General features: G+C 71.2%; 22 protein-coding genes and 1 tRNA gene. 12 read left to right on the top strand and 11 right to left on the bottom strand.

The window, feature by feature from the left end; genetic code table 11:
* Positions 1-431: 431 nt before the first annotated feature.
* Entirely contained in the window at positions 432-1,310 is an 879-nt protein-coding gene (aat, locus tag CcI49_RS32145) for a leucyl/phenylalanyl-tRNA--protein transferase (protein WP_076832962.1), read from the bottom strand.
* Complete coding sequence (locus CcI49_RS32140) at positions 1,304-3,724, bottom strand: EAL domain-containing protein (protein WP_083749849.1); 2,421 nt, start codon at positions 3,722-3,724, stop codon at positions 1,304-1,306. The genes aat and CcI49_RS32140 overlap by 7 nt, the downstream gene beginning before the upstream one ends.
* Before the next feature lie 169 nt (positions 3,725-3,893).
* Here CcI49_RS32140 and CcI49_RS32135 point away from each other — a divergent pair, with 169 nt between their 5' ends.
* Positions 3,894-4,766 (top strand): LLM class F420-dependent oxidoreductase, encoded by an 873-nt coding sequence (locus tag CcI49_RS32135; RefSeq protein ID WP_054565102.1) that lies wholly within the window; start codon positions 3,894-3,896, stop codon positions 4,764-4,766.
* Between the two features lie 61 nt (positions 4,767-4,827).
* Here CcI49_RS32135 and CcI49_RS32130 read toward each other — a convergent pair whose 3' ends face one another.
* Positions 4,828-5,658, bottom strand: a complete 831-nt coding sequence (locus tag CcI49_RS32130; protein ID WP_054565101.1) for a patatin-like phospholipase family protein — start codon at positions 5,656-5,658, stop codon at positions 4,828-4,830.
* A 406-nt stretch (positions 5,659-6,064) separates the two neighbouring features.
* Here CcI49_RS32130 and CcI49_RS32125 point away from each other — a divergent pair, with 406 nt between their 5' ends.
* Together CcI49_RS32125 and CcI49_RS32120 are read left to right on the top strand one after the other, a co-directional pair.
* Positions 6,065-7,312 (top strand): DNA methyltransferase, encoded by a 1,248-nt coding sequence (locus CcI49_RS32125; RefSeq protein ID WP_076832956.1) that lies wholly within the window; start codon positions 6,065-6,067, stop codon positions 7,310-7,312.
* Between the two features lie 123 nt (positions 7,313-7,435).
* Positions 7,436-8,125 carry a hypothetical protein gene (locus tag CcI49_RS32120; protein WP_235497693.1) on the top strand — a complete coding sequence of 230 codons (690 nt, stop codon included), beginning with the start codon at positions 7,436-7,438 and terminating at the stop codon, positions 8,123-8,125.
* Between the two features lie 57 nt (positions 8,126-8,182).
* Here the strand turns inward: CcI49_RS32120 and CcI49_RS32115 are convergent, their stop codons facing one another.
* From CcI49_RS32115 to CcI49_RS32095, 5 genes are all read right to left on the bottom strand, one after another.
* Positions 8,183-8,959, bottom strand: coding sequence for a sulfite exporter TauE/SafE family protein (locus CcI49_RS32115; protein ID WP_076832952.1), 777 nt, complete (start codon positions 8,957-8,959; stop codon positions 8,183-8,185).
* On the bottom strand, positions 8,956-9,555 hold the full coding sequence (locus CcI49_RS32110) for a rhodanese-like domain-containing protein (protein WP_076832949.1): 600 nt from the start codon (positions 9,553-9,555) through the stop codon (positions 8,956-8,958). The genes CcI49_RS32115 and CcI49_RS32110 overlap by 4 nt, the downstream gene beginning before the upstream one ends.
* Positions 9,552-11,024 carry an MBL fold metallo-hydrolase gene (locus CcI49_RS32105; RefSeq protein ID WP_076832947.1) on the bottom strand — a complete coding sequence of 491 codons (1,473 nt, stop codon included), beginning with the start codon at positions 11,022-11,024 and terminating at the stop codon, positions 9,552-9,554. Before CcI49_RS32105 ends, CcI49_RS32110 begins: the two co-directional genes overlap by 4 nt.
* A gap of 377 nt (positions 11,025-11,401) precedes the next feature.
* A complete protein-coding gene (locus CcI49_RS32100) occupies positions 11,402-11,671 on the bottom strand; it encodes a metal-sensitive transcriptional regulator (RefSeq protein WP_054565095.1) in 270 nt (89 codons plus the stop codon).
* A 52-nt stretch (positions 11,672-11,723) separates the two neighbouring features.
* Positions 11,724-12,164, bottom strand: a complete 441-nt coding sequence (locus CcI49_RS32095; RefSeq protein ID WP_054565470.1) for a metalloregulator ArsR/SmtB family transcription factor — start codon at positions 12,162-12,164, stop codon at positions 11,724-11,726.
* A 102-nt stretch (positions 12,165-12,266) separates the two neighbouring features.
* On the opposite strand from CcI49_RS32095, the gene CcI49_RS32090 reads away from it, so the two are divergent.
* Genes CcI49_RS32090 through CcI49_RS41105 form a run of 3 tightly spaced genes read left to right on the top strand, consistent with a single transcriptional unit; the run spans position 12,267 to position 14,026 of the window.
* Entirely contained in the window at positions 12,267-12,857 is a 591-nt protein-coding gene (locus CcI49_RS32090) for an ArsI/CadI family heavy metal resistance metalloenzyme (RefSeq protein ID WP_076832944.1), read from the top strand.
* A gap of 11 nt (positions 12,858-12,868) precedes the next feature.
* Positions 12,869-13,579 (top strand): aquaporin, encoded by a 711-nt coding sequence (locus CcI49_RS41110; RefSeq protein ID WP_116437561.1) that lies wholly within the window; start codon positions 12,869-12,871, stop codon positions 13,577-13,579.
* A gap of 39 nt (positions 13,580-13,618) precedes the next feature.
* Positions 13,619-14,026, top strand: a complete 408-nt coding sequence (locus CcI49_RS41105) for an arsenate reductase ArsC (protein WP_116437560.1) — start codon at positions 13,619-13,621, stop codon at positions 14,024-14,026.
* Positions 14,027-14,212: 186 nt separating this feature from the next.
* Here CcI49_RS41105 and CcI49_RS32080 read toward each other — a convergent pair whose 3' ends face one another.
* Together CcI49_RS32080 and CcI49_RS32075 are read right to left on the bottom strand one after the other, a co-directional pair.
* Complete coding sequence (locus CcI49_RS32080) at positions 14,213-14,647, bottom strand: hypothetical protein (RefSeq protein WP_054565092.1); 435 nt, start codon at positions 14,645-14,647, stop codon at positions 14,213-14,215.
* Positions 14,648-14,794: 147 nt separating this feature from the next.
* Positions 14,795-15,232 carry a DUF4362 domain-containing protein gene (locus tag CcI49_RS32075; protein WP_076832941.1) on the bottom strand — a complete coding sequence of 146 codons (438 nt, stop codon included), beginning with the start codon at positions 15,230-15,232 and terminating at the stop codon, positions 14,795-14,797.
* A 472-nt stretch (positions 15,233-15,704) separates the two neighbouring features.
* Here CcI49_RS32075 and CcI49_RS32070 point away from each other — a divergent pair, with 472 nt between their 5' ends.
* Positions 15,705-16,187 carry a GNAT family N-acetyltransferase gene (locus CcI49_RS32070; protein WP_054565090.1) on the top strand — a complete coding sequence of 161 codons (483 nt, stop codon included), beginning with the start codon at positions 15,705-15,707 and terminating at the stop codon, positions 16,185-16,187.
* Between the two features lie 922 nt (positions 16,188-17,109).
* Here CcI49_RS32070 and CcI49_RS32065 read toward each other — a convergent pair.
* Positions 17,110-17,181: transfer RNA gene (locus tag CcI49_RS32065), tRNA-Arg, on the bottom strand.
* A 73-nt stretch (positions 17,182-17,254) separates the two neighbouring features.
* On the opposite strand from CcI49_RS32065, the gene CcI49_RS32060 reads away from it, so the two are divergent.
* The 5 genes from CcI49_RS32060 (at position 17,255) to thrB (ending at position 23,033) form a co-directional block, all read left to right on the top strand.
* The gene (locus CcI49_RS32060) at positions 17,255-17,641 is read left to right on the top strand and encodes a response regulator (RefSeq protein WP_006539829.1); all 387 of its coding nucleotides are present in this window, start codon (positions 17,255-17,257) and stop codon (positions 17,639-17,641) included.
* A gap of 223 nt (positions 17,642-17,864) precedes the next feature.
* Positions 17,865-19,568, top strand: a complete 1,704-nt coding sequence (gene argS / locus CcI49_RS32055; protein WP_076832938.1) for an arginine--tRNA ligase — start codon at positions 17,865-17,867, stop codon at positions 19,566-19,568.
* A gap of 5 nt (positions 19,569-19,573) precedes the next feature.
* Entirely contained in the window at positions 19,574-20,887 is a 1,314-nt protein-coding gene (locus tag CcI49_RS32050) for a homoserine dehydrogenase (protein WP_347280159.1), read from the top strand.
* Positions 20,884-22,008 (top strand): threonine synthase, encoded by a 1,125-nt coding sequence (thrC, locus tag CcI49_RS32045; RefSeq protein WP_076832935.1) that lies wholly within the window; start codon positions 20,884-20,886, stop codon positions 22,006-22,008. Before CcI49_RS32050 ends, thrC begins: the two co-directional genes overlap by 4 nt.
* A 59-nt stretch (positions 22,009-22,067) precedes the next feature.
* Positions 22,068-23,033 (top strand): homoserine kinase, encoded by a 966-nt coding sequence (gene thrB / locus CcI49_RS32040; protein WP_198955704.1) that lies wholly within the window; start codon positions 22,068-22,070, stop codon positions 23,031-23,033.
* The last annotated feature ends 238 nt before the right edge of the window (positions 23,034-23,271 follow it).

Here is a 23,271-nt window from a genome sequence, read left to right as displayed (position 1 = left end):
GTCGCCAGGTTCGCGGTGAACCGGCGTTCATTTGATGAACTGTCGTTCAAAGTTCCTCTTCCATCTCACGGTCCGGGGCCGGGATGCCGCGGGTCCGAGTCAACGATGGAAGAAGATCAATGCGGTCGACGATTTCGACCACAATACAGATGGCTGTCGGATTGTGCATGGAATGCTTCAGGTGTACTTGTTACGTCAAAGCTGACATCGACCAAGAATTTCGGGGCGCACCGGATGTATCGGCTCATTCCGACTCCGACTCCGACTCCGGGTTCGGGTTCGACCTCGACTCCGGCCTCGACTTCGGCACGGACCTGATGATTCACGGCCGGAATCAGAACGCGTCCCGCGGAATCAGGGGTATGGATGCGTCTCGGGTTTCGGGCATGTGGGGCAGGGCCGGGCTGGCGAGTCGGATGCGTCCGGTTCGCTCAGACGTCGGTTGGCCGGGGCCGGTTCTGCGGTGGCCTGCGCGGCGGCGCGAGGCGGGAGACCGGAAGCCGGTCGCATTCGAGGCGGATGCGGTCATCACGGACGGCCCGCAGGGTCGCGAGGAACTCCGAGCGCGGAATCTCCTGCACGCCGAGCGTGATCAGGTGCTCGGTGGTGAGCTGCGTGTCGAGGAGCACCCCGCCGGCCTGCCCGAAGCGGTCCAGGAAGTCGACCAGGGCGACCTTCGAGGCGTCCGAGGCGCGGTGGAACATGGACTCACCGCAGAAGATCCGCCCGACCAGCACGCCGTACATCCCGCCGACCAGGCGGTCATCGTCCCAGATCTCGATGCTGTGGGCCCAGCCGCAGGCATGCAGCTCGGCGAAGCCCTCGATGAGGTCCTCGGTTATCCACTGGTGCGGGCCGTCCCGCCGGCAGTGGCGGACGACGTCCACGAAGGATTCGTTCATGGTGCTGGTCCAGCTGCTGTTGCGCAGACGTTTGACCAGCGAGCGGCGGACCCGCATCGTGCCGGGCGCGAGCACGGTCCGCGGATCGGGGCACCACCAGGGCGGGTCCAGCAGCTCCGGGCTCCCACCGGCGGTCCGGCGGCGGCGACCGGTCCGCGCGGCCGGGATCCGTGGGATCGCCCCGCGGGCGACGGCCACGCCCAGTGCCGCGCGCAGCTCGTCGGCTTCGGCGGGATCGTCGGTCGGCCACGGGAAGACCCCCTGGCGGTAGGCCCCGACCAGGGTCGCCGGGGTCATCCCGCCGCCGGCGGCGACCGGCCCGTACGGCGGGGCCTGATCCAGGTACCGGGCCAGGATCGGATGGTCCCAGCCCGAGGAGGGCGGTTCGGGGCTCGGCGGGGTCAGCATCGCAGCGGACCCATCGGAGTCGGGGCCGTCGCCGTCGCCGTCGCCGTCGCCGCCGGGGTCAGCTGCTGCGCGCAGTCCTGGTGGCCGAGCGCGGACAGGGTCGCCGTCAGCTCGGTCGCGGGCCGCGGCTGGCCCAGGAAGTAGCCCTGGGCCAGGTCACACCCGTAGCTGCGCAGCTTGGCGAGCACGCTCGCACTGTCCACACCCTCCACCACGATCCGCAGGCCCAGCGCATGCGCGAGCCCGATCGTCGACCGGACGATCGCCTCCGCCTTCTGCCGGCGCCGCTCGGACCCGTCCTCCAGCCGCGTGACGAACGACTTGTCCAGCTTCAGGATGTCGACCGGAAGCTCCTGGAGGTACGCGAGCGAGGAGTAGCCCGTGCCGTAGTCGTCGACGGCGATCTTCACTCCGAGCTCGCGCAGCTCGTCCAGCACCGCGGCGGAACGCACGAGGTCGCGCATCAGCGTCGTCTCGGTGATCTCCACCTCCAGCGCCGAGGGCGGCAGACCGTACTGCTGCAGCAGCCCGCGGACCTGCTCCGGGAAGGCGCGGTCGAGCAGGTCCGAGGCGGCGAGGTTGACGGCGACCGTCATGTCGACACCGCCGTCCCGCCAGCGCCGGCACTGGGCGAGCGCCAGCTCCAGCACCTCGATGGTGAGCTTGCGCATCAGCCCCGCCTGCTCGGCGAGCGGCACGAAGGCGTCCGGTGCGAGCAGGCCCCGGGTCGGGTGCCGCCAGCGGACGAGGGCCTCCACACCGTGCGGGCTCCCGGAGCCGAGATCGACCTTCACCTGGTAGTGGACCTCGATCTGGCCGGTTCCCAGGGCCGCGCGCAGCGACTCGATCATGTCGAGGCGCAGCAGCGTGTCGACCTCCGCGCCGGGCCGGTAGTAGCCGACGCCGGTCCGGCCGGCCTTCGCACCGTACATGGCGACATCCGCACGCTGGAGCAACGTCTGTGCGTCGAGTGCGTGTTCCGGGTAGAGGGCCGCGCCGATGCTCGCGCCGACGTGCAGGGTCATCCCGCCGACCTCGAACGGGCCCGACAGCGCCTGCAGCACCCGCTCGGCCACCAGCCGGGCGGCGTCGGCGTCGGCGTCCTCCAGCAGCACGGCGAACTCGTCCCCGCCGAGGCGAGCCTGTAGATCACCAGGCCGCAGGGCGCCCGAGATGCGGGCGCCGACCTCGATGAGCAGCGCGTCGCCCAGGTGGTGGCCGAACGAGTCGTTGATCTCCTTGAAGCGGTCCAGGTCGAGCAGCAGCAGTGCGGACGAGTCGCCCTGCCCGGAGTTCATCTCCATCTGGGAGAGCCGTTCGAGGAAACCCCGCCGGTTCGTCAGCCCGGTGAGGTCGTCGGTGTGGGCCAGCGCCCTGCTCTCGGCGAGCTGCTGGACCTCGATGAAGGTCAGCGCGGCGCGGGCGAGCGCGGCGAGCACGGTCGTCGCCGCCAGGATCACCGTGACCAGCGGAAGGTGCACGGTCGACCCGAGCACGAGCAGCGCGATCGCCACGACGCTGAGCACCAGCGGGACGGTGATGACGCTCCAGCCGGACATCCGCGCCGGTCTGCGCCAGGGCTGGCGCTGCCAGGCCGCGAACGAGGGGGTGAGCAGCGACAGCACCCAGACGATGTCCAGCACGCCGCCCTGCATCTCGCCGTTCGCGATCAGGAACAGGAAGTAGGAGTCGGCCAGCGCGAAGCCGCCGAGCCCGGTGCCGAGCAGCCACCACACCTGCCCGGGGCGCCAGTCCATCAGCCCGAAGGCCGTGACGACCAGCAGGAGCAGCAGCAGGTCGGCGAGCGGGTAGATGAGCCCGAACACGATGGTCGCGGTGTCACCGGGATCCGTCTCCGACTCCGAGATCCACGGGGTGATTCCGCTGCACAGCGCGGCCACCCCGAGAACACCGACCAGGGCGTCGAGCCACACGCTCGGGTGAAAGCGAAGGATCCGCTGCCGCAGCAAAAGGATGACCGCGACGTAACAGGCGGGGTAGAAGAGAAGCCAGCCGATGTCGGCCGCGGAGACGATGCTGCTCCCACCGCCCGAGGGTCCGTCGACCACCAGGTTGAAATAGACGCCGGCGAGACCGTAGCTGATGATCCCGGCGCCGAAGAGCGCCCACGGCGCCCGCGCACCACGCAGCAGTACCGCGCGCAGGATGCACAGCAGACCCGACGCGACGATGATGGACGCCCGCAGCGCCAGGACGGCCGGCTCGTCGCCGGAGGTGCCGGCCAGCGTGAGCACCGCGTACAGCCCGGCGGCGAGCAGCAGCGAAAGCTGCGCCAGCCGGATCACACGGAATCGGCGGGGCGCTGGTGGGGAGATGTTCAACCGCCACTCGCCCGATCTCCGCAAACGGCACGGCTGGTGGCTGGCCTGGACATAGGCCAAATTCTGCTGCACGCGCCCCCGTGAGCTGCAATGGGTGGTGGTCCGTGGCGGGAGGTCTGGGTGGACGTTGTCCGGGGTGGACGTCGCACGGGCGGATGCTGGTGTCGACAGCGTCGCCGCGTGGTCTGGTGACGGGAACAAACCGAGTCCCGGACGGCCGCGCCGCCTGAGAGGAGACGACGTGCGACTTGGCGTTCAGATTCCGGACTTCACCCGTCCCGCTGGGCCCGCGGACCTCGGGCCCGCGCTCGCCGAGGTCGCCCGGGAGGTGGACGCGGCGGGGTTCGACTATCTGGCGGTGATGGACCACTTCTTCCAGATCGCCTTCGTCGGCCCACCCGAGCACGACATGCTGGAGGCCTACACGACACTCGGCTTTCTGGCGGCGAACACGAGCCGGGTCACCCTCCTGACCCTGGTCACGGGGACCGTTTACCGGGAACCGGGAGTTCTGGCCAAAATCATCAGCACCCTCGACGTGCTCTCCGGCGGCCGGGCGATGCTCGGCATCGGCGCGGCCTGGAACGAGGAGGAATCGGTCGGGCTGGGCATTCCCTTTCCGCCCGTCGCCGAGCGGTTCGAGCGGCTCGAGGAGACTCTGCAGATCTGCCTGCGGATGTGGTCGGAGGACGAGAGCCCCTGGTCCGGGAAGCACTACCAGCTGGCCCGGCCGCTGAACGTTCCCGCGCCACTCACCCGCCCGCACCCGCCGATCATGATCGGCGGTGGGGGAGAGAAGAAGACGCTGCGGCTGGTGGCGAGGTACGGGCAGGCCTGCAACCTCTTCTTCGGTCCGGAGCTGCGCCACAAGCTGGACGTCCTGCGCCGGCACTGTGACGCCGAGGGGCGCGACTACGACGAGATCACCAAGACCTGCTACTACTCGTTCGACGTGGGTTCCTCCGGCGAGAACGTCGGGCGCATCCTGGACGATCTCGGAACGCTTGCCGACCTCGGTGTCTCGGTCGCGCTCGGGAGCGTCGCCGACATCTGGGACGTCGAACCGCTGCGGATCCTGGGCGAGCAGGTGGTCCCCGCGGCCGCCAAGCTCTGACCCGGGGCCGGGCGCCGGCGGCCGAGACCAGCCGCCGGCGCCGGGCCGGGGTAGCGGCGGGTCAGCCCTTCCACAGGTCGCGGACGCTGTCCGCGACCGCGGCGGCCTGCGCCCGTCCCGCCCGGGCGGCGTCGGCACGGATCGCCGGGTCGAGAATGTTCGAGCCGAACGCGGCCCGGGACGTCTCGTCCGCGGCGACCACGAGCACCCGGCTGCCCGCGCGTTCGAGGCGCCGCACCTCGGTCGGAATGCCCAGGCCGTTGACCGGGGCGAGAATCAGCACCCGTTCATGGCCCTCCGCCAGATCGGCATTGATCACGGATCGCATTCCGCCGTCGACATACCGGCGGTGGTCCACGGTCACCGGCGGAAACACGCCGGGCAGTGCGGAGCTCGCCGCCACCGCGTCGACCAGGTGGACTCCCGAGTCGCGGTCGAACGCCACCCAGTCACCCGTTTCGGCCTCCACCGCCACCACCATCAGGCGGCGGCGGGGCCATTCGCGCACGGGCAGCCGGCCGGCCACGATCTGCCAGCGATCCTCTTCTGAGGGGACCGCGGCAGTCAGCGCGTACGCACCGATCCGGGCCCGGGCGTCGCGTGCGCCCCGAGAGCCCGCGGTGACCTGGGCAAGGGTGGACATGAGTTCGCTGTAGTCGAATTCGACGGTCGGTTCAGCGTCCGGGTCGGCGGGAGCCAGCTGCCGTGAATACAGCAGGTCCAGGTCCGCGCCACTGCTGATCATCGTGCCCACGGCAGAGCCTGCCGAGGTTCCGACGACCAGATCGGCATCGGTCACATCGATGCCCGCCTCCGCGAGACCGACCAGCAGGCCGATCTCCCAGGCGATGCCGGCCACGCCTCCGCCGCCGAGGACCAGCGCGTGCCGCATCCAACACACCTCTCCGCGACGGCCCTCGTCAGGGCGCGTCGCTTTCAGAAGGGCTTTTGGGAAGTACGCACCGGAGGTGGCAAGCCACCRCCGAAATCACCCGACAGTGCCATGCCATTGCGGCATGGAGATCGCTGCGGTGTAGATAAAGGGGCGGTGACCAGGCTCGATCGACAGCGGCCCGCCTGTGCTTTAGAGCAAGTGCGGCGGGCGGCAGTGGGGGAGCCTTCTCCAGCCGGGTTCGGTGCGAATCGTGTCGCGGCCTCCGGATCCGCATCGTGAGGGGGTGTCGGGGTTCACGTCCCGGGATGGCCGATCCGGGTCTGCAGTGCCAGGGTGACATTGCCAGGGTGACATTCCGGGGCAGGTCGCCATGCCGAACATCGGAGCATCTTCGGGAGGTCATATGACCGCGGCCATTGACCGGACGTCCCTGGCGCGAAACGAACACTTCACATTTCGGGCGAACCATGGCGTCGGGCGGCACGGCTGGCTTCGCCTCACCCCCGCGTTCGGGGTTCGGCTCGTGCGGGCTCGGCTACGTGCGCTGCCCGCCGGATCGGTCGTCACGGACCCCTTCTCGGGGACCGGAACCACGCCGCTGGCCGCGGCCGAGCTCGGGCATCTCGGCCAGAGCACCGACGTCAACCCGTTCCTGGTCTGGCTGGGCCGGGCGAAGGTCCGCCACTACCCGCACGACACCCTCGAGCAGGCCAGTGCCGCGGCCCGGGACGTGGCGGCCGGCGCCACCCGCAGCGATCGAGACAAGGCGCTGTGGCAGCCGGACATCCACCGGATCGAGCGCTGGTGGGGACCCGGTGAGCTGCAGGCGCTGCGGGCGCTACGGGCCGAGATAGACGCCTTCAGCGGCCCGGTGGCGGACCTGCTCCAGATCGCGCTGTGCCGGGTGCTCATCTCCGTCAGCAACGCGGCCTTCAACCACCAGTCGATGTCCCTGCGCGCCGGCGCCCCGGCAGTGGGGGCCGCGATCTCACGGGCCACGATCGCGCGGGCCGCGATCGCGAGATGGGAGGCCGAGGCCACGGACCTCATCGAGTCGGCCCGCCTCGACCTACCCGGCACGGCGGCCGTCCACGAGGGGGACTCGCGCGGATGCCCCGCCCAGCTGCGCCCGGCCGACCTGGTGCTGACCAGCCCGCCCTACGTGAACCGGATGTCCTACATCCGGGAGCTGCGGCCCTACATGTACTGGCTGCGCTTCCTCGACCGCCCCGTGGAGGCCGGGCAGCTCGACTGGCGCGCGATCGGCGGCACGTGGGGCAGCGCGACGTCGAGGCTGCGGACCTGGCTGCCGAGCACGTGCACGCCGGTCGACGACGAGCTCGAYGCCGTGTGCGCGCGCATCGCCGCCGCCGACGACCGGAGCGGGCCGCTGCTGGCCGCGTACGTCCGGAAATACCACCACGACATGTGGCTGCACTTCCAGGCCAGCACCGGTCTCGTCCGGCCCGGCGGGCGGATCTCCTATATTGTCGGAAACTCCACCTTCTACGGTCATGTCGTACCCGCGCAGGACTGGTACGCCTGCATGCTGCGTGAGCTCGGCTATGTCGGCGTAGAGGTCGAGGTAATACGAAAGAGGAACTCGAACAAGGCTCTCTTCGAGTTCGATGTCCGGGCCTTCCGCCCGTGACATGCCCGGTACGGACCGACCCACCGACAAGTCCGTCGGACGGCCGGCGTCCGGCCGCCTGCGATTATCCTCGGGATGGCAGGGGAAAATGATTCCGGCGGAAGCGGGGCGGACAGATATCAGGTGACGACCACCACGACCAGAACACCACCGAAATCGACACCCGCGACCCGGGTCGCCGTCATCGTCGCCGAGGTCGCCGCGCCGGCGGTGCTAGTCACGGCGCTACTCGCGCTCATCGCCTGGCACGATGCGCCGGATTCCGCGCACGCCCTGCTCTGGGGTGCCGTCTCCATCCTGTTCGGAACGGTCATCCCGATGGCGTTCATCTTTCACGGGGTGCGGCAGCGCCGATGGTCCGGGCACCACGTTCCCGAACGCAGCAAACGGATGGCGCCGATGCTGTTCGGCTGCGCGTCGGTGAGCGCCGGCTGCTTTCTGCTGGCGGTGCTGGGAGCGCCGCGGAATCTGGTCACCGTGTACGCGGCGATCATCGTCGAGGCGCTGATTCTCACGGTGATCACGAAGTTCTGGAAGATCAGCGGACATGTGGCGGCCGCGGCCAGCTGTGCCACCGTCGTCCTTTTCGTGTTCGGCCCGGCCTTCGTGTTCGGCTGGCTGCTGGTCCCGGTTGTGGCATGGGCGCGGGTACAGGCCCGGACCGCCCGCCTGGCCGAAGGCCCGGCGGAGGGCCAGGACCCCGCAGCGGATCACGACGAGCTTGACGGTCACACCCCGGCGCAGGCCGTCGCCGGCGCGGTGGTGGCCGCGGTGACGGTCACGGCCGCCTACCTGCTCGCCGGCGCCAGGTAACGGGCTGCCCGGCGGGACGTCGCTTCGGGAGGTCGCTTCGGGAGTCGCTTCGGGATGTCAGCTGCTGGGCGGGTTGACGGCGGCCTGGACGGCGACGAACGCGGCGACGGCGAGCACGAGGTACGCGAAGGACCTGCGTAGGCGGTCGGCGGGCAGGTTGGCACCGAACCGTCCGGCCAGCAGCGAGCCGATGATCGCGGTGGCGGTGAACGCGGCGGTGATGCCGTGGTCGAGCGTGGCGTCACCGGCATGGGCGGCGAAACCGGCGGCGGAGTTGATGACGAGGACAGCCAGGGAGGTGCCGACCGCGAGGGGCATGGGCAGGCCGAGGAACAGGACGAGCGCGGGGATGACGAGGAAGCCGCCGCCGACGCCGAACAGGCCGGTGAGGAACCCGACGGCGATGCCGGTCGCGATGGCCTTGGGCAGGCAGCCGCGCCAGTTGACGCCGCCGTCGGGCCTGGCGCAGTCGCCACGGGCCTCGGTGTCCCCGTGCAGCAGGCGGGCCGCGGCGGCGACCATCACGGCCGCCAGCCCGATCAGGACGACGCGGGGGTCGAGCAGCCGGTTGAGAGCCGCACCGCCGAAGGCCGCCAGCGCGCCGGCGGTGCCGACGACCGCGGCGATGCGCCAGCGGACCTGGCCGGCGCGCAGCCGGGGCAGCAGCCCGGTGGCGGACGAGATCCCGACCACCACCAGCGAGGTCGGCACGGCGGCCTGCACCGAGAGCCCGGCTCCGTAGACGAGCGCGGGGACGGCCAGGATGCCGCCGCCACCGCCGAGCAGGCCGAGCAGGATTCCGATCGCCGCGCCGAGGCCCAGCGCGGCGATCACGGCCGCGGGCCGGCCAGGGTCGCGATGACACCGCCGATGTCGAGGCGGGCGCCGCGGTTGTAGGGGAGCTTCGCCAGCAGCATCGCCATCGTGCAGGTGTTCGTCAGGGCCGCCACGGTCAGGCCGGTGCCGATCCCAGCCGCGACCCACTTCGCGCGTGGGATCACCGTGCTGGCCACGACCGAGCCGAGCACGAGGGAGCCGGCGACGAGGCGGACCTGCCGTTCGAGCTCCCAGCGGGGCCGGCCGGCGCGCACGGGGGCGTCCAGGGCCTGCCAGGCGCCCAGGCCACCGGTGAGGACTCGCGGGTTCGCCACGCCCGCCGCGGCGAGGTCCGCGGCGGCCGCGGCGGCACGCTGCCCGGAGCCGCAGACGAGCACGACGTGGTCGTCGAGGTGGGAGCGCAGGTCGCTGAGGTGGGTGCGCAGCAGGTCGAGCGGAACGTTGTGCGAGCCGGGAATGTGGGCCGTCTCGAACTCGCCCGGGGTGCGCACGTCGACCAGCCGCGGCGGCTGCGCCGTGGCCATCAGCTGCGTCAGGGTGGCCGCGTCGATCGTGGCGGGCCTCCCGCCGGCGGTGGGGGCGTGGCGGGTCATCGGATCTCCGTTTCGTCGTTGACGATGGTCAGGCCGGCCTCGGCGGCGGCGGGAAAGTCGTCGTCGAGATGCACCACCTGGCGGCCGGCGCGTTGCAGCAGGCTGGCGGCGACCGCGGCGCGGTACCCGGATCCGCAGTGCACCCAGACGGTGCCGGCGGGGATCTCGTCGAGCCGGGCCGGCAGGTCGGGCAGGGGGATGTGCACGGCGCCGTCGAGGCGGCCGGCGCGCCACTCGTTGCCCAGGCGCACGTCGAGCACGACATCCGGCGGCGGCGACGGTGACGGCGGCAGCGGCGGCAGAGGGAGAGACGGCGGCGGCAGCGGCAGCCCGGGCGGGACGGTTCCGCGGCGGGCGGCGGCGAGGTCGGCGAACGTGGCGGTGGCGAGCCGGGCGAGGTGCTGCTCCTCGCCGGCGGCCCAGCGGTCGGGATCGCCGGTCGCGGCGGCGGCGGGCCGGTCGATGCCGATGCGGGCGAGTTCGCGCTGGGCGTCGGCGACCTGCCGCTCGCTTTCGCCGAGCAGGGTGATCGGCGTGCCCCAGGGGACCAGCCAGCCCAGCCAGGTGGACATCGGTCCGTCCAGGCCGAAGCTCAGCGTGCCGGCGAGGTGCCGGTGCGCGAACGCCCTGCGCGAGCGCAGGTCGACCACCCACTCGCCGGCGGTGATCCGCTCGCGCAGCTCGGCCGGGTCGGCCGGGCGGGCCGGGGTGAGATCGACCGGCGCGGCGCCGTCGGCGTTACGGGCACCCATGTGCGCGTAGTAGGCCGGGTAGACGTCGAGCCCGGCGAGGACCTCGGTGACGAACGCGTCGCTCTCCAGCCGCAGCGCGGGGTTGACCTGCCGTTCTCGGCCGATCGTGGAGGCACGGGCGTCGGACTGGGTGGCGGAGCAGAAGCTGCCGAACCCGTGGGTCGGCCAGATCCGCGTGCCGTCGGGCAGCAGGTCGGCGAGACGGCGCGCCGAGGCGTGCTGCTGCGCGGCGAGGGTGTGGGCGTGGCGCTGGCCGAGCAGGTCGGTGCGGCCGGTGGTGCCGAACAGCAGCGACCCGCCGGTGAACACCCCCACGGACCCGTCGGTGCCGTCGAGGACGTACGACAGGTGGTGGAACGTGTGCCCGGGAGTGGCGACCACCCGCAGCCGCATCGCGCCCGACACCGCGATCTCGTCGCCGTCGGCGACAGGGAGGCGGTCGAAGCCCACCACGTCGCTGGCCGCGACCAGGTACCGGGCACCGGTGATCCGGGCCAGGGCGAGCCCGCCGGAGACGTAGTCGTTGTGCAGGTGCGTCTCGGCGACGTGGGTGACCCGGACCCCGAGCCGCCCGGCCAGGGCGAGGACCCGGTCGATGTCACGCTGCGGATCGACGACGACCGCGACCTGCCCGTCGTGCGCCAGGTAGCTGCGATCACCCAGCGACGAGGTCTCCACGACCTGGACGTCGATCCGGAGCTCCGCTCCCACGGTCATCGGCTTTTCCCTTCGGCTCGTCTGGTCGTCTGCTTGTCTGCTCGCTGGTCGTGCCTGCTCGTGCTCGCTGGTCGTGCCTGGTCGCTGATGTCGAGGTGGTGCCGGGTGCGGCCGGGTCAGCGGCTCGCCGGGGCCCCGCGGAGTGCGGGCCGGCACCTGACCGGTGCCCGGCGGCGGCGCGACGGCACCCACCGATGCCCGGCGGGACGGATCCACCACGCCGGGCCGTCGCCGCCGCACCCCGGACGGGCGCCCCCATACCCGGGGGGGTATCTGCGGAACCTGGTACCGCCCGGGCGGTGCCACACCGCGCGGGTGGTGGGACCGCCTCGCGGTTCCAGCGCCCGCACGGCCCCGGGAGCGCCCCGGTACGTGCGTCAGGACAGGGCCATGAACAGCCTCTCCAGTTGATCCTCGGTAAGCGGTGGCTGCTCGCCGCGTTCGCGTGCGGCCTGACACTGGCGCATGCCGGTGGAAATGATTTTGAAGCCCGCCTTGTCCAGCGCCCGTGACACCGCCGCGAGCTGCGTCAGCACCCGCTCGCAGTCGTCACCGTTCTCGATCATGCCGATGACGGCGCCGAGCTGACCGTGGGCGCGACGCAACCGTGTCAGCGCGTCCGACAGGATCGCGGCGTTCATCTCCACCAGGCCCCACCTCCACGGCGAGGGTACCCCCCGGGGTACCTGGGCAGCCTCGCTACGGAACGGTGGGAAAGGCAACAGGTGCTGGTGCCGGTGCCGGCGTGAGCATCGCCGCGAGGGTGGCCATGGTGCCGGGCACGGGACGGTAGTAGGCCCAGACGCCGCGCTTCTCGCGGGTGATCAGACCGGCGTCGACGAGGACCTTGAGGTGATGGCTGACCGTGGGCTGAGTCAGGCCGAGCGGCTCGGTGAGCTCGCAGACGCAGGCCTCACCGCCGTCACGTGCGTAGATCATGGACAGCAGCCGCAGCCGGGTGGGCACGGCGATCGCCTTGAGAACGGTGGCGAGCCGCTCGGCGTCCTCGACGGACAGCGGCTCACGGGCCAGTGGCCCGCAGCAGGCCGAGAGCGCTCCCGTTGGTGCTCCCGTGAGCTCGGGGGCCTCGGCGCGAGGGGCGAGGGCGGGGCTCGCGGCCGGCGGGGGTGTCGTCGCCATGGATCCCAGCATGCCCCAGGACATTGACAGTCGTCTATTTGGTCGGTCATCCTCTGCTCATCCAGACATAGACGGCCATCGATGTGATCGTGGGGGTTCCTGATGGAGCGGGTGCAGCTGGCGCTGAACGTCTCGGACGTGGACGCGGCGGTGGAGTTCTACCGGAGGCTGTTCGGGGCCGAGCCGGCGAAACTGCGGCCGGGGTACGCGAACTTCGCGATCGACGCGCCGCCGTTGAAGCTGGTCCTGATCGAGAACCCGGCGGCGCGTGGCGCCGGGGTCGCCGGGGCGCTCAACCACCTGGGCATCGAGGTCGGCACGTCCGAGGAGGTGTCCGCGGCCACCGCGCGGCTCGCCGGAGCCGGGCTGGCGACGGCGGTGGAGGAGAACACGGCCTGCTGCTACGCCCTGCAGGACAAGGTGTGGGTCGACGACCCGGACGGCGCGCCGTGGGAGGTCTACACGGTGCTCGCCGACGTCGCCGAGACGACCCGTCCAGATGCGACGCCGTCGGCCGCCGAACGTGCGGAGCGTGCCGGGGGGCCGGGCTCCGCCTGCGACTGCGGCCCGATCTGCGCGCCAGACGCCACCGCATCCACCGCATCCACCGCAGTCGGCACAGTCACCGCATCCACCGCATCCAACGCATCCAACGCGGAGCCGGGACCGGCCTCGACCGGCTCCTGCTGCTGAACCCGCCGCCCGTGACGAACGCATTGGCGGGCCATCCGCCGCTGGTACGGCCGCCGCTGGCACGACGGCTGCTCGCCGAGGCGCTGGGCAGCCTGCTGCTGGCGGCACTGGTCGTCGGCTCCGGAATCGCCGCGCAGCAGCTGAGCCCCGGCCAGGTCGGCCTGCAACTGGTAGAGAACGCCGCGGCGACCGCCGCCGGCCTGTACGCGATCATCCTGATGGTCGGGCCGGTGTCCGGCGCCCACCTCAACCCGGTCGTCACGGCGGTCGACGCCGCGTTCGGTGGCCTGCCGTGGCGGGACGCCGCCGCCTACCTGCCCGCCCAGGCCGCCGGCTGCTGCTGCGGCGCGATCCTGGCGAACCTGATGTTCGACGGCCCGGCGGTGTCGATCTCGACGCACCACCGGGCGTCGGGAGCCCGCCTGCTCGCCGAGGTCGTCGCCACCGCCGGACTGATCCTGCTGATCTTCTCGCTGACCCGGACCGCCCGCGCGGAACGGGCACCGGCGGCGGTCGGCGCCTACATCGGCGCCGCCTACTGGTTCACCAGCTCCACCAGCTTCGCGAATCCCGCGATCAGCCTCGGACGGATGCTCTCCGACACGTTCGCCGGTATCGCCCCCGCATCCGTCCCGCCCTTCGCCGCCGCCCAGGTCGTTGGTGGCCTGGTCGGCTACTGCCTGGTCCGCGTGCTTTACCCGCTCGCGTCTGCCGGGCGGTGAGCAGGCATTTTTCCCGCCCGTGAAAGGACTGAGCCATCCGTGCCCGAGAAACCGTCGATCCTGTTCGTCTGCGTGCACAACGCCGGCCGTTCCCAGATGGCCGCCGGCTTCCTCACCCACTTCGCCGGCGACCAGGTCGAAGTCCGTTCCGCCGGCTCAGTTCCGGCGACTGAGGTCAACCCGGTAGCCGTGGCGGCGATGGCCGAGATCGGCATCGACATCGCCGCCGCGACACCGAAGATCCTCACCGCCGACGCGGTCGCGACCTCGACCCTGGTCATCACCATGGGCTGCGGCGACACCTGCCCGGTCTTCCCCGGCATCCGATACGAGGACTGGAAGCTCGACGACCCCGCCGGCCTTGACCTCGACGCCGTCCGCCCGATCCGCGACGCGATCCGCGCCCACGTCGAAACGCTCCTGAACGAACTCCTGCCCCCCCGCTGAGGCGATGAGCGGCTACCCACGATGGCCTGAAATCCGCGCAGAACCGGTCGCCCGAGCTGGACGCGTGCTCCCCGAAGGCCCCCGGCCGGCCCACGGGGGCACGGCGGCCGATCACCGGCAACTATGCACGCGAACCTCCGAGGTGCCTCGTCCAGGCCGCAGGCAGCGGCGGGCGCGGGCGATCGGCTATTCGCCGCCGCGCCGTTTCGCCAGCTCGATCGTGACTCGCTGGCCCGGCCCTGTGGCGGTGCCGACCTCGCAGGCCAACGCGCTCAACACTGTCCAGGCGAACGTGTCCTTCGACGGCGGCTCACCGTCGAGGCTGTCGACTGAGACGGTCACTCTCAGGAGGCCTGCCGACAGCGTGAAAACGCACTCCAGGGCCGATTCGGGGACCGCGGAGACCAGCAGCTGGGCGCAGGCCTCGTCCACGGCGATCCGCAGATCCTCGATGTCGTCAAGGGTGAAGTCCGCCCGCGCGGCCAGGGATGCGGTCGCGGTGCGCAGGACGACCAGGAAAGCCCCGGCGGCGGGAATGGCGAGCTGCACGACGTCGCGCGGACCATCATGATGGTCGTCGTCGGGGCTGCCGTCGCCATCCCCTGGAGTCGTCGTATCCATTTTCACTCCCAGCGCCGGGCCGTTCCGGCTTCGAGATTCGTCGCCGGTGGCGAGTTCGAATTGTCCGCCGTCCGGCGGGCACGTTCCCGCCGGCGGGCCGTTGCATGCATCGTTCAGACCGATCCGGCCGACAACAGCCCAGCTGGATCAGACAGGCTCCGGAGAGGTACAGCCGCGCAGGCGATTGACGACGAGATCGGCATGACCAGGCCTGGTCTCCTCGGCGCTGTCGATGGACGTACAGACGAACCGCCACCGGGCTGGACCGGCACCGCGGAACCGGTCCTCACCGCGGTCCTCGACGACGGTGATGCCACGCCGGGTGTCACTGGTGAGCGAGTAGACAACTGGATCGCCTTCCGTGCTGAGCACGGTGCTTTGCAGGGTCGCTGCCCGCCCAGCGGCGACGGCCTCGATGAAGCACCGTCGGGCCTCCCCGGCGGCCAGACCGCTCGGCCCGATCCGCTCGCTCCCACAGTCGACGACGGCGGTCCCAACGGTGCCGCCACTGGTCGTCGAGGGCAGGACCTGCGGCTGAGTGGGCTCGCCCGAGTTTTCGCAGCCCGCCAGTGCAAGAGCTGCCACAAGAGAGGCAAGAGCACCGACAACGGTCAGCCTGCGATCAATATCCCTTGACGTCATGGCTTTTGGACGCAGGCGCGGGCCTCGCGGTTCACCCTGCTGTTCGACGTGCTGTTCGACGTGCTGTTCGGCGTGCAACGGCGGCTCGGGCGCCGTTCACCGAACCTGACGGCGGAGGGCCTACATCCATCTGATGCGGGAGCGCTACGAGGAGGGCCGGACGGCGATGGAGCGGTACATGGGCGAGGGACGCAGGGCCGTCCGACGGGGCTACGGGCGCCCCCTACCCCTTCCCCGGCGGGATCGTCGTGCGCACCGCCGGGGAACGGCGCTCATACCTGAGGCTAAGACCCTCCGGCGTGATCAGGGGCCCAGTATGGAAGTCGTGACGGTCTCCCCGGCCGTTCGGCTTGCGGTACGTCATAGGACGCCGAAAGCCGATTGACTGCACACCCGCACCAGCCATACTGAGTCCGTGGACCTGGTGATACGGCCGCTGGTCACCGCGGACGTGGAAGAGGTCGTCGCATTCTCGGTGGATGCATGGGGCCCGGTTTTCGCGTCGGTCGAACAGGTGCTTGGTCGTGCCGTCTTTCTTCGAGTATGGCCGGACTGGCCGGTGTCCCATGCGGAGTTCGTGCGCGGGGTCTGCGTGGGGGACAAGGCCAGGGTCTGGGTGGCGGACGTCGACGGACACGCCGTCGGCTTCGTGGCTGTCATCATCGATCGGGAGTCGAGCCGCGGCGAGATCGAGATAATCGGCGTGGATCCGCGCCATCAACGGAAAGGCGTCGCGGATGCCTTGATGACGCAAGCCATCGAGTACATCCGCAAATCTGGATGCGGCGTTGCCATCGTCGAGACCGGCGGTGATCCGGGTCATGCTCCCGCGCGAGCCACCTACGAAAGCGCCGGTTTCACGGCACTGCCCATGGTCCGGTACCACAGGAATCTCTGAGGTGGTCGTCACGCGACAGGCGCGGTCGCTGTTGCTGACTCAGGCGCAACGCGGTGATGGCCTGACGGCATGGAGTTCACCCGCGCTGTCCGGGGAGCGTAGCGTCCTGGCGTTGTCTCCCGGTCTTGCGCTGGCCGTGCCCTCTGCTCGTTCTCGGCTGCCACCGCGTACGCGGTGGCAGCCCGCGGTTCCCTGTGCGTGTCTCGGCCGATTCCGGGGTGCTGTCGGCCGGTGCGCGTTCCTCGAACATCTCGGGATCATCTACGCGGTGCGGGCTGCGACGCGCCCGGCGAGCACAGCCGTTCACCGCCACGCGCAGCCGGCCACACCCAGCCGGCCGCGCGGCGCAACCCGCACCACGGCTTGATCAATAAAGGGACTGATCCGGCAACCCGCGGCGTCGGCGTTCGACACCTGGCGCTCAGCGGTCCAGGCCGATCCAGGCGGCGAGGTTCCGGAGCCTCTCGGTGTAGCGTTTCTCCGCCAGGGCGCTGGATGCCACGGTTTCGCGGAACGGCTCGCGGGATGTCCGGGCTGATGCGGAGCGCGGCATTCCGGCTGACGGCCAGCCCTGGGCTCATGAGTTCGACAGCGCGGCCGACTCCCCAGACGTCGACGTCGGTGGGACGAACGACCGGACGAGGTGACGGCACCGGCCGGCGCGCGCCTGCTCCCGCAGCCCTCCGAGGCCGCGACATGCTCGACCTGGGCGAGGCGAAGATCTGCGAACCGCTGGCGACGCACGAACCCACCCAGGCACCGATCGCGCGGCGTTGGCGACGAGCCAAGCCCCGCAAGCCACCATAAAAACCCCGGCCACCCAAGAGCGCCGGCCGCCCGGGGGGCTTGGGTGGCCGCCCCCCAACAAACTGACACGACGCCAAACCCCAGCCCCGCTGGGCGCAAAGCACCCCAAGTCGTGTGCCCCCGGCAGGATTCGAACCTGCGCACCCGCCTCCGGAGGGCGGTGCTCTATCCCCTGAGCTACGGGGGCTCCAGGGCAACGAGGCATACCGTACCAGGTGGGATCGGCAGACTGTGCAACCCGGTGCCCGTAAGCTTCGCCCGTGTACTTCAGCGCCCCCCGCGTGCTCGTCGTGGACGACGACGCCGTGATCCGTCAGCTCGTGGTCGTCAACCTCGAACTGGAAGGTTTCGAGGTGCACACCGCTGTCGACGGTGCTGACTGTCTTGAGCGGGTCCATGAGATCGCGCCACAGGTGATCACGCTGGACATCATGATGCCGCGGGTGAACGGCTGGGACGTCGCCGCGCGGCTGCGTGACGACCCGGCGACGGCCGGCATCAAGGTGATCATGCTTACCGCGCGTGCGCAGGAGGCCGACGTCAAACGCGGTGCGCGCCTCGGCGTGGACTACTACCTGACGAAGCCGTTCGACCCCGATCTGCTGATCGGGGTGGTCAGCCGCCTCGCGGCGGGCCAGCCGGTCTGAGGGCCCGGCTCCGGTAGCGGGGATCGGCGCACATGCCGGCGGCGCGGCGGGGGCTGGTGCCGGTGTGTCCTTCCGTGACCTTCCTGAAGACGCCACCGACTGCGTGCGGAAGGTCTCCAGTGGGCGCTGCCTGGGGCGATGCCGAACGGGGCGCGGCACCCTTCGCCGCCCGGTCCGTACGCGCGGCGACCGGAATGGGCGGGCGCGCCGATAGCATCGCGACATGACCCCCGCCGAGCTGGCCGACTCCATCGTCGCGGCCGTTCGTGATGCCGTCGCAGGCGGTGAGCTTGATGTGCCCGTGCCCACCACGGTCACGATCGAGCGCCCGCGGCAACCAGAGCACGGTGACTACGCGTCACCGGTCGCCATGCAGCTGGCGAAGGCGGCCCGCCGCCCGCCCCGGCAGGTGGCCGAGCTTCTCGCGGCGCGCCTGCGAACGCACCCGGGCGTGGCGGAGGTCGAGGTGGCCGGGCCCGGCTTCCTGAACATCCGGCTCGCCGGCGCCGCCCTCGGCGGGATCGCGCAGGCCGTCGTCCGTGGCGGTGCGGCCTACGGCCGTGCGACCACGCCTCGGGGCCTGCGGGTGAACCTGGAGTTCGTCAGTGCGAACCCCACCGGCCCGGTGACGCTGGCGTCCACACGCTGGGCGTCGGTCGGTGACGCGCTGGCCCGGGTGCTGGCGGCGGCCGGCTACGAGGTCGGCACCGAGTACTACGTGAACGACGCCGGGGTGCAGGTCGAGCGGTTCGGGGCGTCGATCCTTGCCGCGCTGCGCGGCGAGCCCGCGCCCGAGAACGGGTACCACGGCGCCTATGTCGCCGAGATCGCCGCGCGGGTCGTGGYGGCGAACCCCGGCCTGGAGCAGCTCGTCGCCGCCGGGTCCGGTGGCCAGGTGGCGGATGAGAAGGCACTCGCGGTCTGCGCTCGCGACGGCGTCGAGATGATGCTCGCGGAGATCCGTTCGACGCTGGCCGGCTTCGGGGTCGAGTTCGACCTGTGGAAGTCGGAGCGGAGCCTGCACGAGGCCGGCGAGCTGACCGCGGCCATCGAGGAGCTCCGGGCGAAGGGGCACGTCTTCGACGCGGACGGCGCGGTGTGGCTGCGCACCACCGACTTCGGCGACGACAAGGACCGCGCCCTGGTCAAGAGCGACGGGCACCCGACCTACTTCTGCGCCGACGCGGCCTACTACCGGGACAAGCGCCGCCGTGGGTTCGACCGGCTCTGCTACCTGCTGGGCGCTGACCACCACGGCTACATCGGGCGGCTGCGCGCGATCGCGGCGTGCTTCGGTGACGATCCCGAGCAGACCCTGGATGTGATCATCGGCCAGCTGGTGACCCTGTCGCGGGGCGGGGTGGCCGTGAAGATGTCCAAGCGTGCCGGCACGTTCCTGACACTGCACGACCTGGTGGATGCGGTCGGCGTCGACGCGGCGCGGTACTCGCTGGTCCGGGCGTCGATGGATTCGTCGCTCGACCTCGACCTCGACGTGATCGCGCGGCAGACCAACGACAACCCGGTCTTCTACGTCCAGTACGCACATGCCCGGATCAGCTCGCTGATCCGCAACGCGGCCGCGCTGGGTCTGGCGACCTCCGCCGATCCGGCGTTCGACCTCGAGGCGGTCGACGTGTCGCTGCTCACCCATCAGCGGGAGGTGGAGCTTCTCGGGGCGCTGGGTGAGCTGCCGCGGGTGATCGAGTCGGCGGCCGCCCTGCGGGCGCCGCACCGCATCGCCCGGTATCTGGAGGAGCTGGCCGGGACGTACCACCGCTTCTACGACTCCTGCCGCGTGCTGCCCCAGGGCGACGAGGAGGCGACAGCGCTGACGGCCGCCCGGCTGTTGCTGGTCGAGGCGACCCGGGTCGTCCTCGCGAACGGGCTGCATCTGCTCGGCGTCGGCGCGCCGGAACGGATGTGAGGCGAATGACGATCGACGGGGGGCGTCCGCGCCCGATGAGAATCGCGATGCTCGGCTGCGGCGTCGTCGGTACCGAGGTGGTGCGTCTGCTGCGCACGCATGCCGACGACCTGGCCGCCAGGGTCGGCGCTCCGCTGGAGATCGCCGGCATCGCTGTCCGTGACCCCGACCGGGTCCGCGGGATCGCGGTCGACCGGGCGTTGCTCACCACCGATCCCGGTGCGCTGGTCGCCCGGGATGACATCGACATCGTGATCGAGGTCGTCGGTGGTATCGAGCCCGCGCGCAGCTGGCTGCTCGCCGCGCTGCAGTCCGGGAAATCCGTGGTCAGCGCGAACAAGGCGCTGCTCGCGACGCACGGTTCGCTGCTGCACGACGCGGCGGCCGCCGCGGGTGTCGACCTGTACTACGAGGCCGCGGTGGCGGGCGCGATCCCGCTGCTGCGGCCACTGCGCGAAAGCCTCGCGGGGGACCGGATCCGCCGTGTCCTCGGCATCGTGAACGGCACGACGAACTACATCCTCACCCGGATGGACGAGACCGGGGCCTCCTTCGACGACGCGCTGGCCGAGGCCGGCGCGCTCGGGTATGCGGAGGCTGATCCGTCCGCGGACATCGACGGCTTCGACGCCGCCGCCAAGGCGGCGATCATCGCGCAGCTCGCGTTCCACACCCGGGTGACCATCGACGATGTCTACCGGGAGGGCATCCGCGGGGTGACCGCCGCCGACATCGCCAGCGCCCGTGAGCTCGGCTGCACGGTGAAGGCCCTCGTGATCGCCGAGCGCGCCGGCGACCGGCCGGGCATCAGCCTGCGGGTCCACCCGGCGATGATTCCCCGCTCGCATCCGCTCGCCGGTGTGCGCGAGGCGTTCAACGCGGTCTTCGTCGAGGCCGAGGCCGCCGGTCAGCTCATGTTCTACGGCCGCGGGGCGGGCGGCGCGCCGACCGCCTCGGCGGTCCTCGGTGACGTGGTCGCGGTCGCCCGCAACCGCATCGCGGGCCGACAGGGCCCGGGGGAGTCCGCGTACGCGGCGCTGCCGGTCCTGCCGATGGGGCCGACGGTCACCAGCTACCACCTGCAGCTCGACGTCACGGACAAGGCGGGTGTGCTGGCGTCGGTGGCCGGTGCGTTCGCCCGGCACGATGTCTCCATCAGAAGTGTTCGTCAGGACGGCCGTGGCGACGACGCCAGCCTCGTCCTGGTCACCCATCCGGCCGCGGACGCGGCGCTGTCCGCGACCGTCGAGGACCTACGTGTCCTCGACGGGGTACGGGCAGTGTCAGGCGTGGTACGGGTCGAGGGAGTTGAGTCATGACCACGATGTCGTCGATGCCGGTTTCGAGTGCGTCGAGCTCCGCTGAGGTCTCCGGGCAGCTGCCGCGGGCCTGGCGCGGGATCATCGAGGAGTATCGGGACCGGCTGCCGGTCACGCCGGAGACTCCGGTCATCACCCTGCGGGAAGGCGGCACGCCGCTCCTGCACGCGGATCACCTGTCGCAGCTGACCGGGTGTGATGTTCATCTCAAAGTCGAAGGGGCCAACCCGACGGGCTCCTTCAAGGACCGGGGCATGACGGTCGCGATCAGCCGTGYGGTGGGGGAAGGCTCCCAGGCCGTCATCTGCGCCTCCACGGGGAACACCTCGGCCTCGGCTGCGGCCTACGCAGCCCGGGCCGGGCTCACCTGCGCGGTGCTCGTGCCCAGTGGCAAGATCGCGCTCGGCAAGCTGGCTCAGGCGCTGGTCCACGGGGCGCGCCTGCTGCAGGTCAGCGGCTCGTTCGACGACTGCCTGCGCGTCGCCCGCGAGCTGGCCGACACGTTCCCCGTGACCCTGGTCAACTCGGTCAATCCACACCGCCTCGAAGGCCAGAAGACGGCGGCCTTCGAGATCGTGGAGGCGCTCGGCCAGGCGCCGGACGTGCACTGCCTCCCGGTCGGGAACGCCGGGAACATCACGGCCTACTGGCGTGGCYACGTGGAGGAGGACACCCGGGTCGGAAGCGGCCGCCCGCGCATGTTCGGCTTCCAGGCCGCCGGTGCGGCGCCCATCGTGCGCGGTGAGGTCGTGACCGCGCCGCAGACCATCGCCACCGCGATCCGCATCGGCAATCCTGCGTCCTGGGATTTCGCGACCGATGCCCGCGATGCCTCGGGTGGCCTCATCGATGCGGTCAACGACCGCCAGATCCTCGCCGCCTACCGGCTCCTCGCACGCCGTGAGGGCGTCTTTGTCGAGCCGTCCAGCGCCGCCAGCGTCGCCGGGCTGCTGGCCGCCCACGCCGACGGTCGGTTGGACGCCGGTCAGCGCGTGGTCTGCACGGTCACCGGCAACGGTCTCAAGGACCCCGACTGGGCCATCAGCGGAGCCGCGAAGCCCGAGACCATCCCGCCGACCGTCGCCGGGGCCGCGCAGGCCCTTGGCCTGCGCAACCTGTGACAGCCGTCGGTGGTCGGGCCGCCGCAGCCCACGAAGCCACGCACGCCACCGGCGTCGCGGTGAGCACGTCCGTGGAGGCGGCGGAGCAAGCTGGTGAGCCGGCGGCAGGCGGGGTCCGGCTGCGAGTACCGGCGTCCAGCGCGAACCTCGGGCCGGGCTTCGACGCCTTCGGGATCGCCCTCGGCCTGTACGACGAGGTGTCCGTCCACCCGACGCGATCTGGTCTCACCATTGACGTGGTCGGCCCGGACGTTGTGCCCGCCACCGAGGATCACCTTGTGGTCCGGGCTATCCGGGCCACCTTCGACGAGATCGGCTGGGCTCAGCCCGGCCTGGCGCTGCGCTGCGTGAACCGGATCCCGCACGGCCGCGGGCTGGGCTCGTCGGCCGCGGCGATCGTGGCGGGAGTAGCGGCGGCCGACACCCTTGCGGGCTCCCCGCTCGGCCCGGCCGGCCGGCTTCGGTTGGCGACCGCGATCGAAGGCCATCCGGACAACGTCGCGGCTGCGCTCCTCGGTGGTCTTACCGTGGCCTGGTTCGAGGCGGGCGTTCCGCAGACGCTGCGGGTCGAACCGGCGGGTGAGGTACGACCGGTCCTTTTCGTCCCATCCCGCCGTCAGTCGACCGAACAGGCGCGGGGTGTGCTGCCCGAGCAGGTGTCGCACGCCGACGCGGCGGTGAACCTCGGGCGGGCCACCCTGTTGGCTCTCGCGCTCAGCGGCGCGGAACCCGCCGTGGCCGTGGGTGTCGAGCGTTCCAGGCTCCTGCTCGCCGCGACCGAGGACCGCCTGCACCAGCCCTACCGGCTGCCCCTGCTCCCCGCGTCCGCGGATCTGGTACGGCGGCTGCGCGCGGAGGGAATCCCGGCGGCGCTGTCCGGGTCGGGGCCCTCCGTCGTCGCGCTCGCCGTCGGCGGGGGTCAGGCCGCGGCCGCGATCGGCGTGGCCGCGCCCGGGTTCTCGGTGATCCCGCTGACTCTCGACGCCGAGGGCGTACAGGTGGAGACCGTCGACTCCCAGGAGTAGTCGGCTAACTCCTACTGGTGTACAAATGGCGGCGCCCGACCGGTTTGGGTGCCAGGAAGGGGCTGCGGGTAGTCATCGAGAGTCCCTCGTGACGTCATCGAGAGATCCAGAGGTCTCTAGGTTGTTGCCGAGGTGTCTCCGTCTGGATAGTCTGATGACTGCACCCGCTGCCGCCGCGGCGCGTGCTCGCCCCCGCCAGCCTGATCTGGTCCTTCGTGGTGACCAAGCTGTGGTGGAG

Source organism: Frankia sp. CcI49, assembly GCF_001983215.1.
Taxonomy (GTDB): Bacteria; Actinomycetota; Actinomycetes; order Frankiales; family Frankiaceae; genus Parafrankia; species Parafrankia irregularis.
The sequence above is the reverse complement of the archived record's forward strand: the minus strand, read 5'-3'. Positions and strand labels throughout refer to the sequence as shown.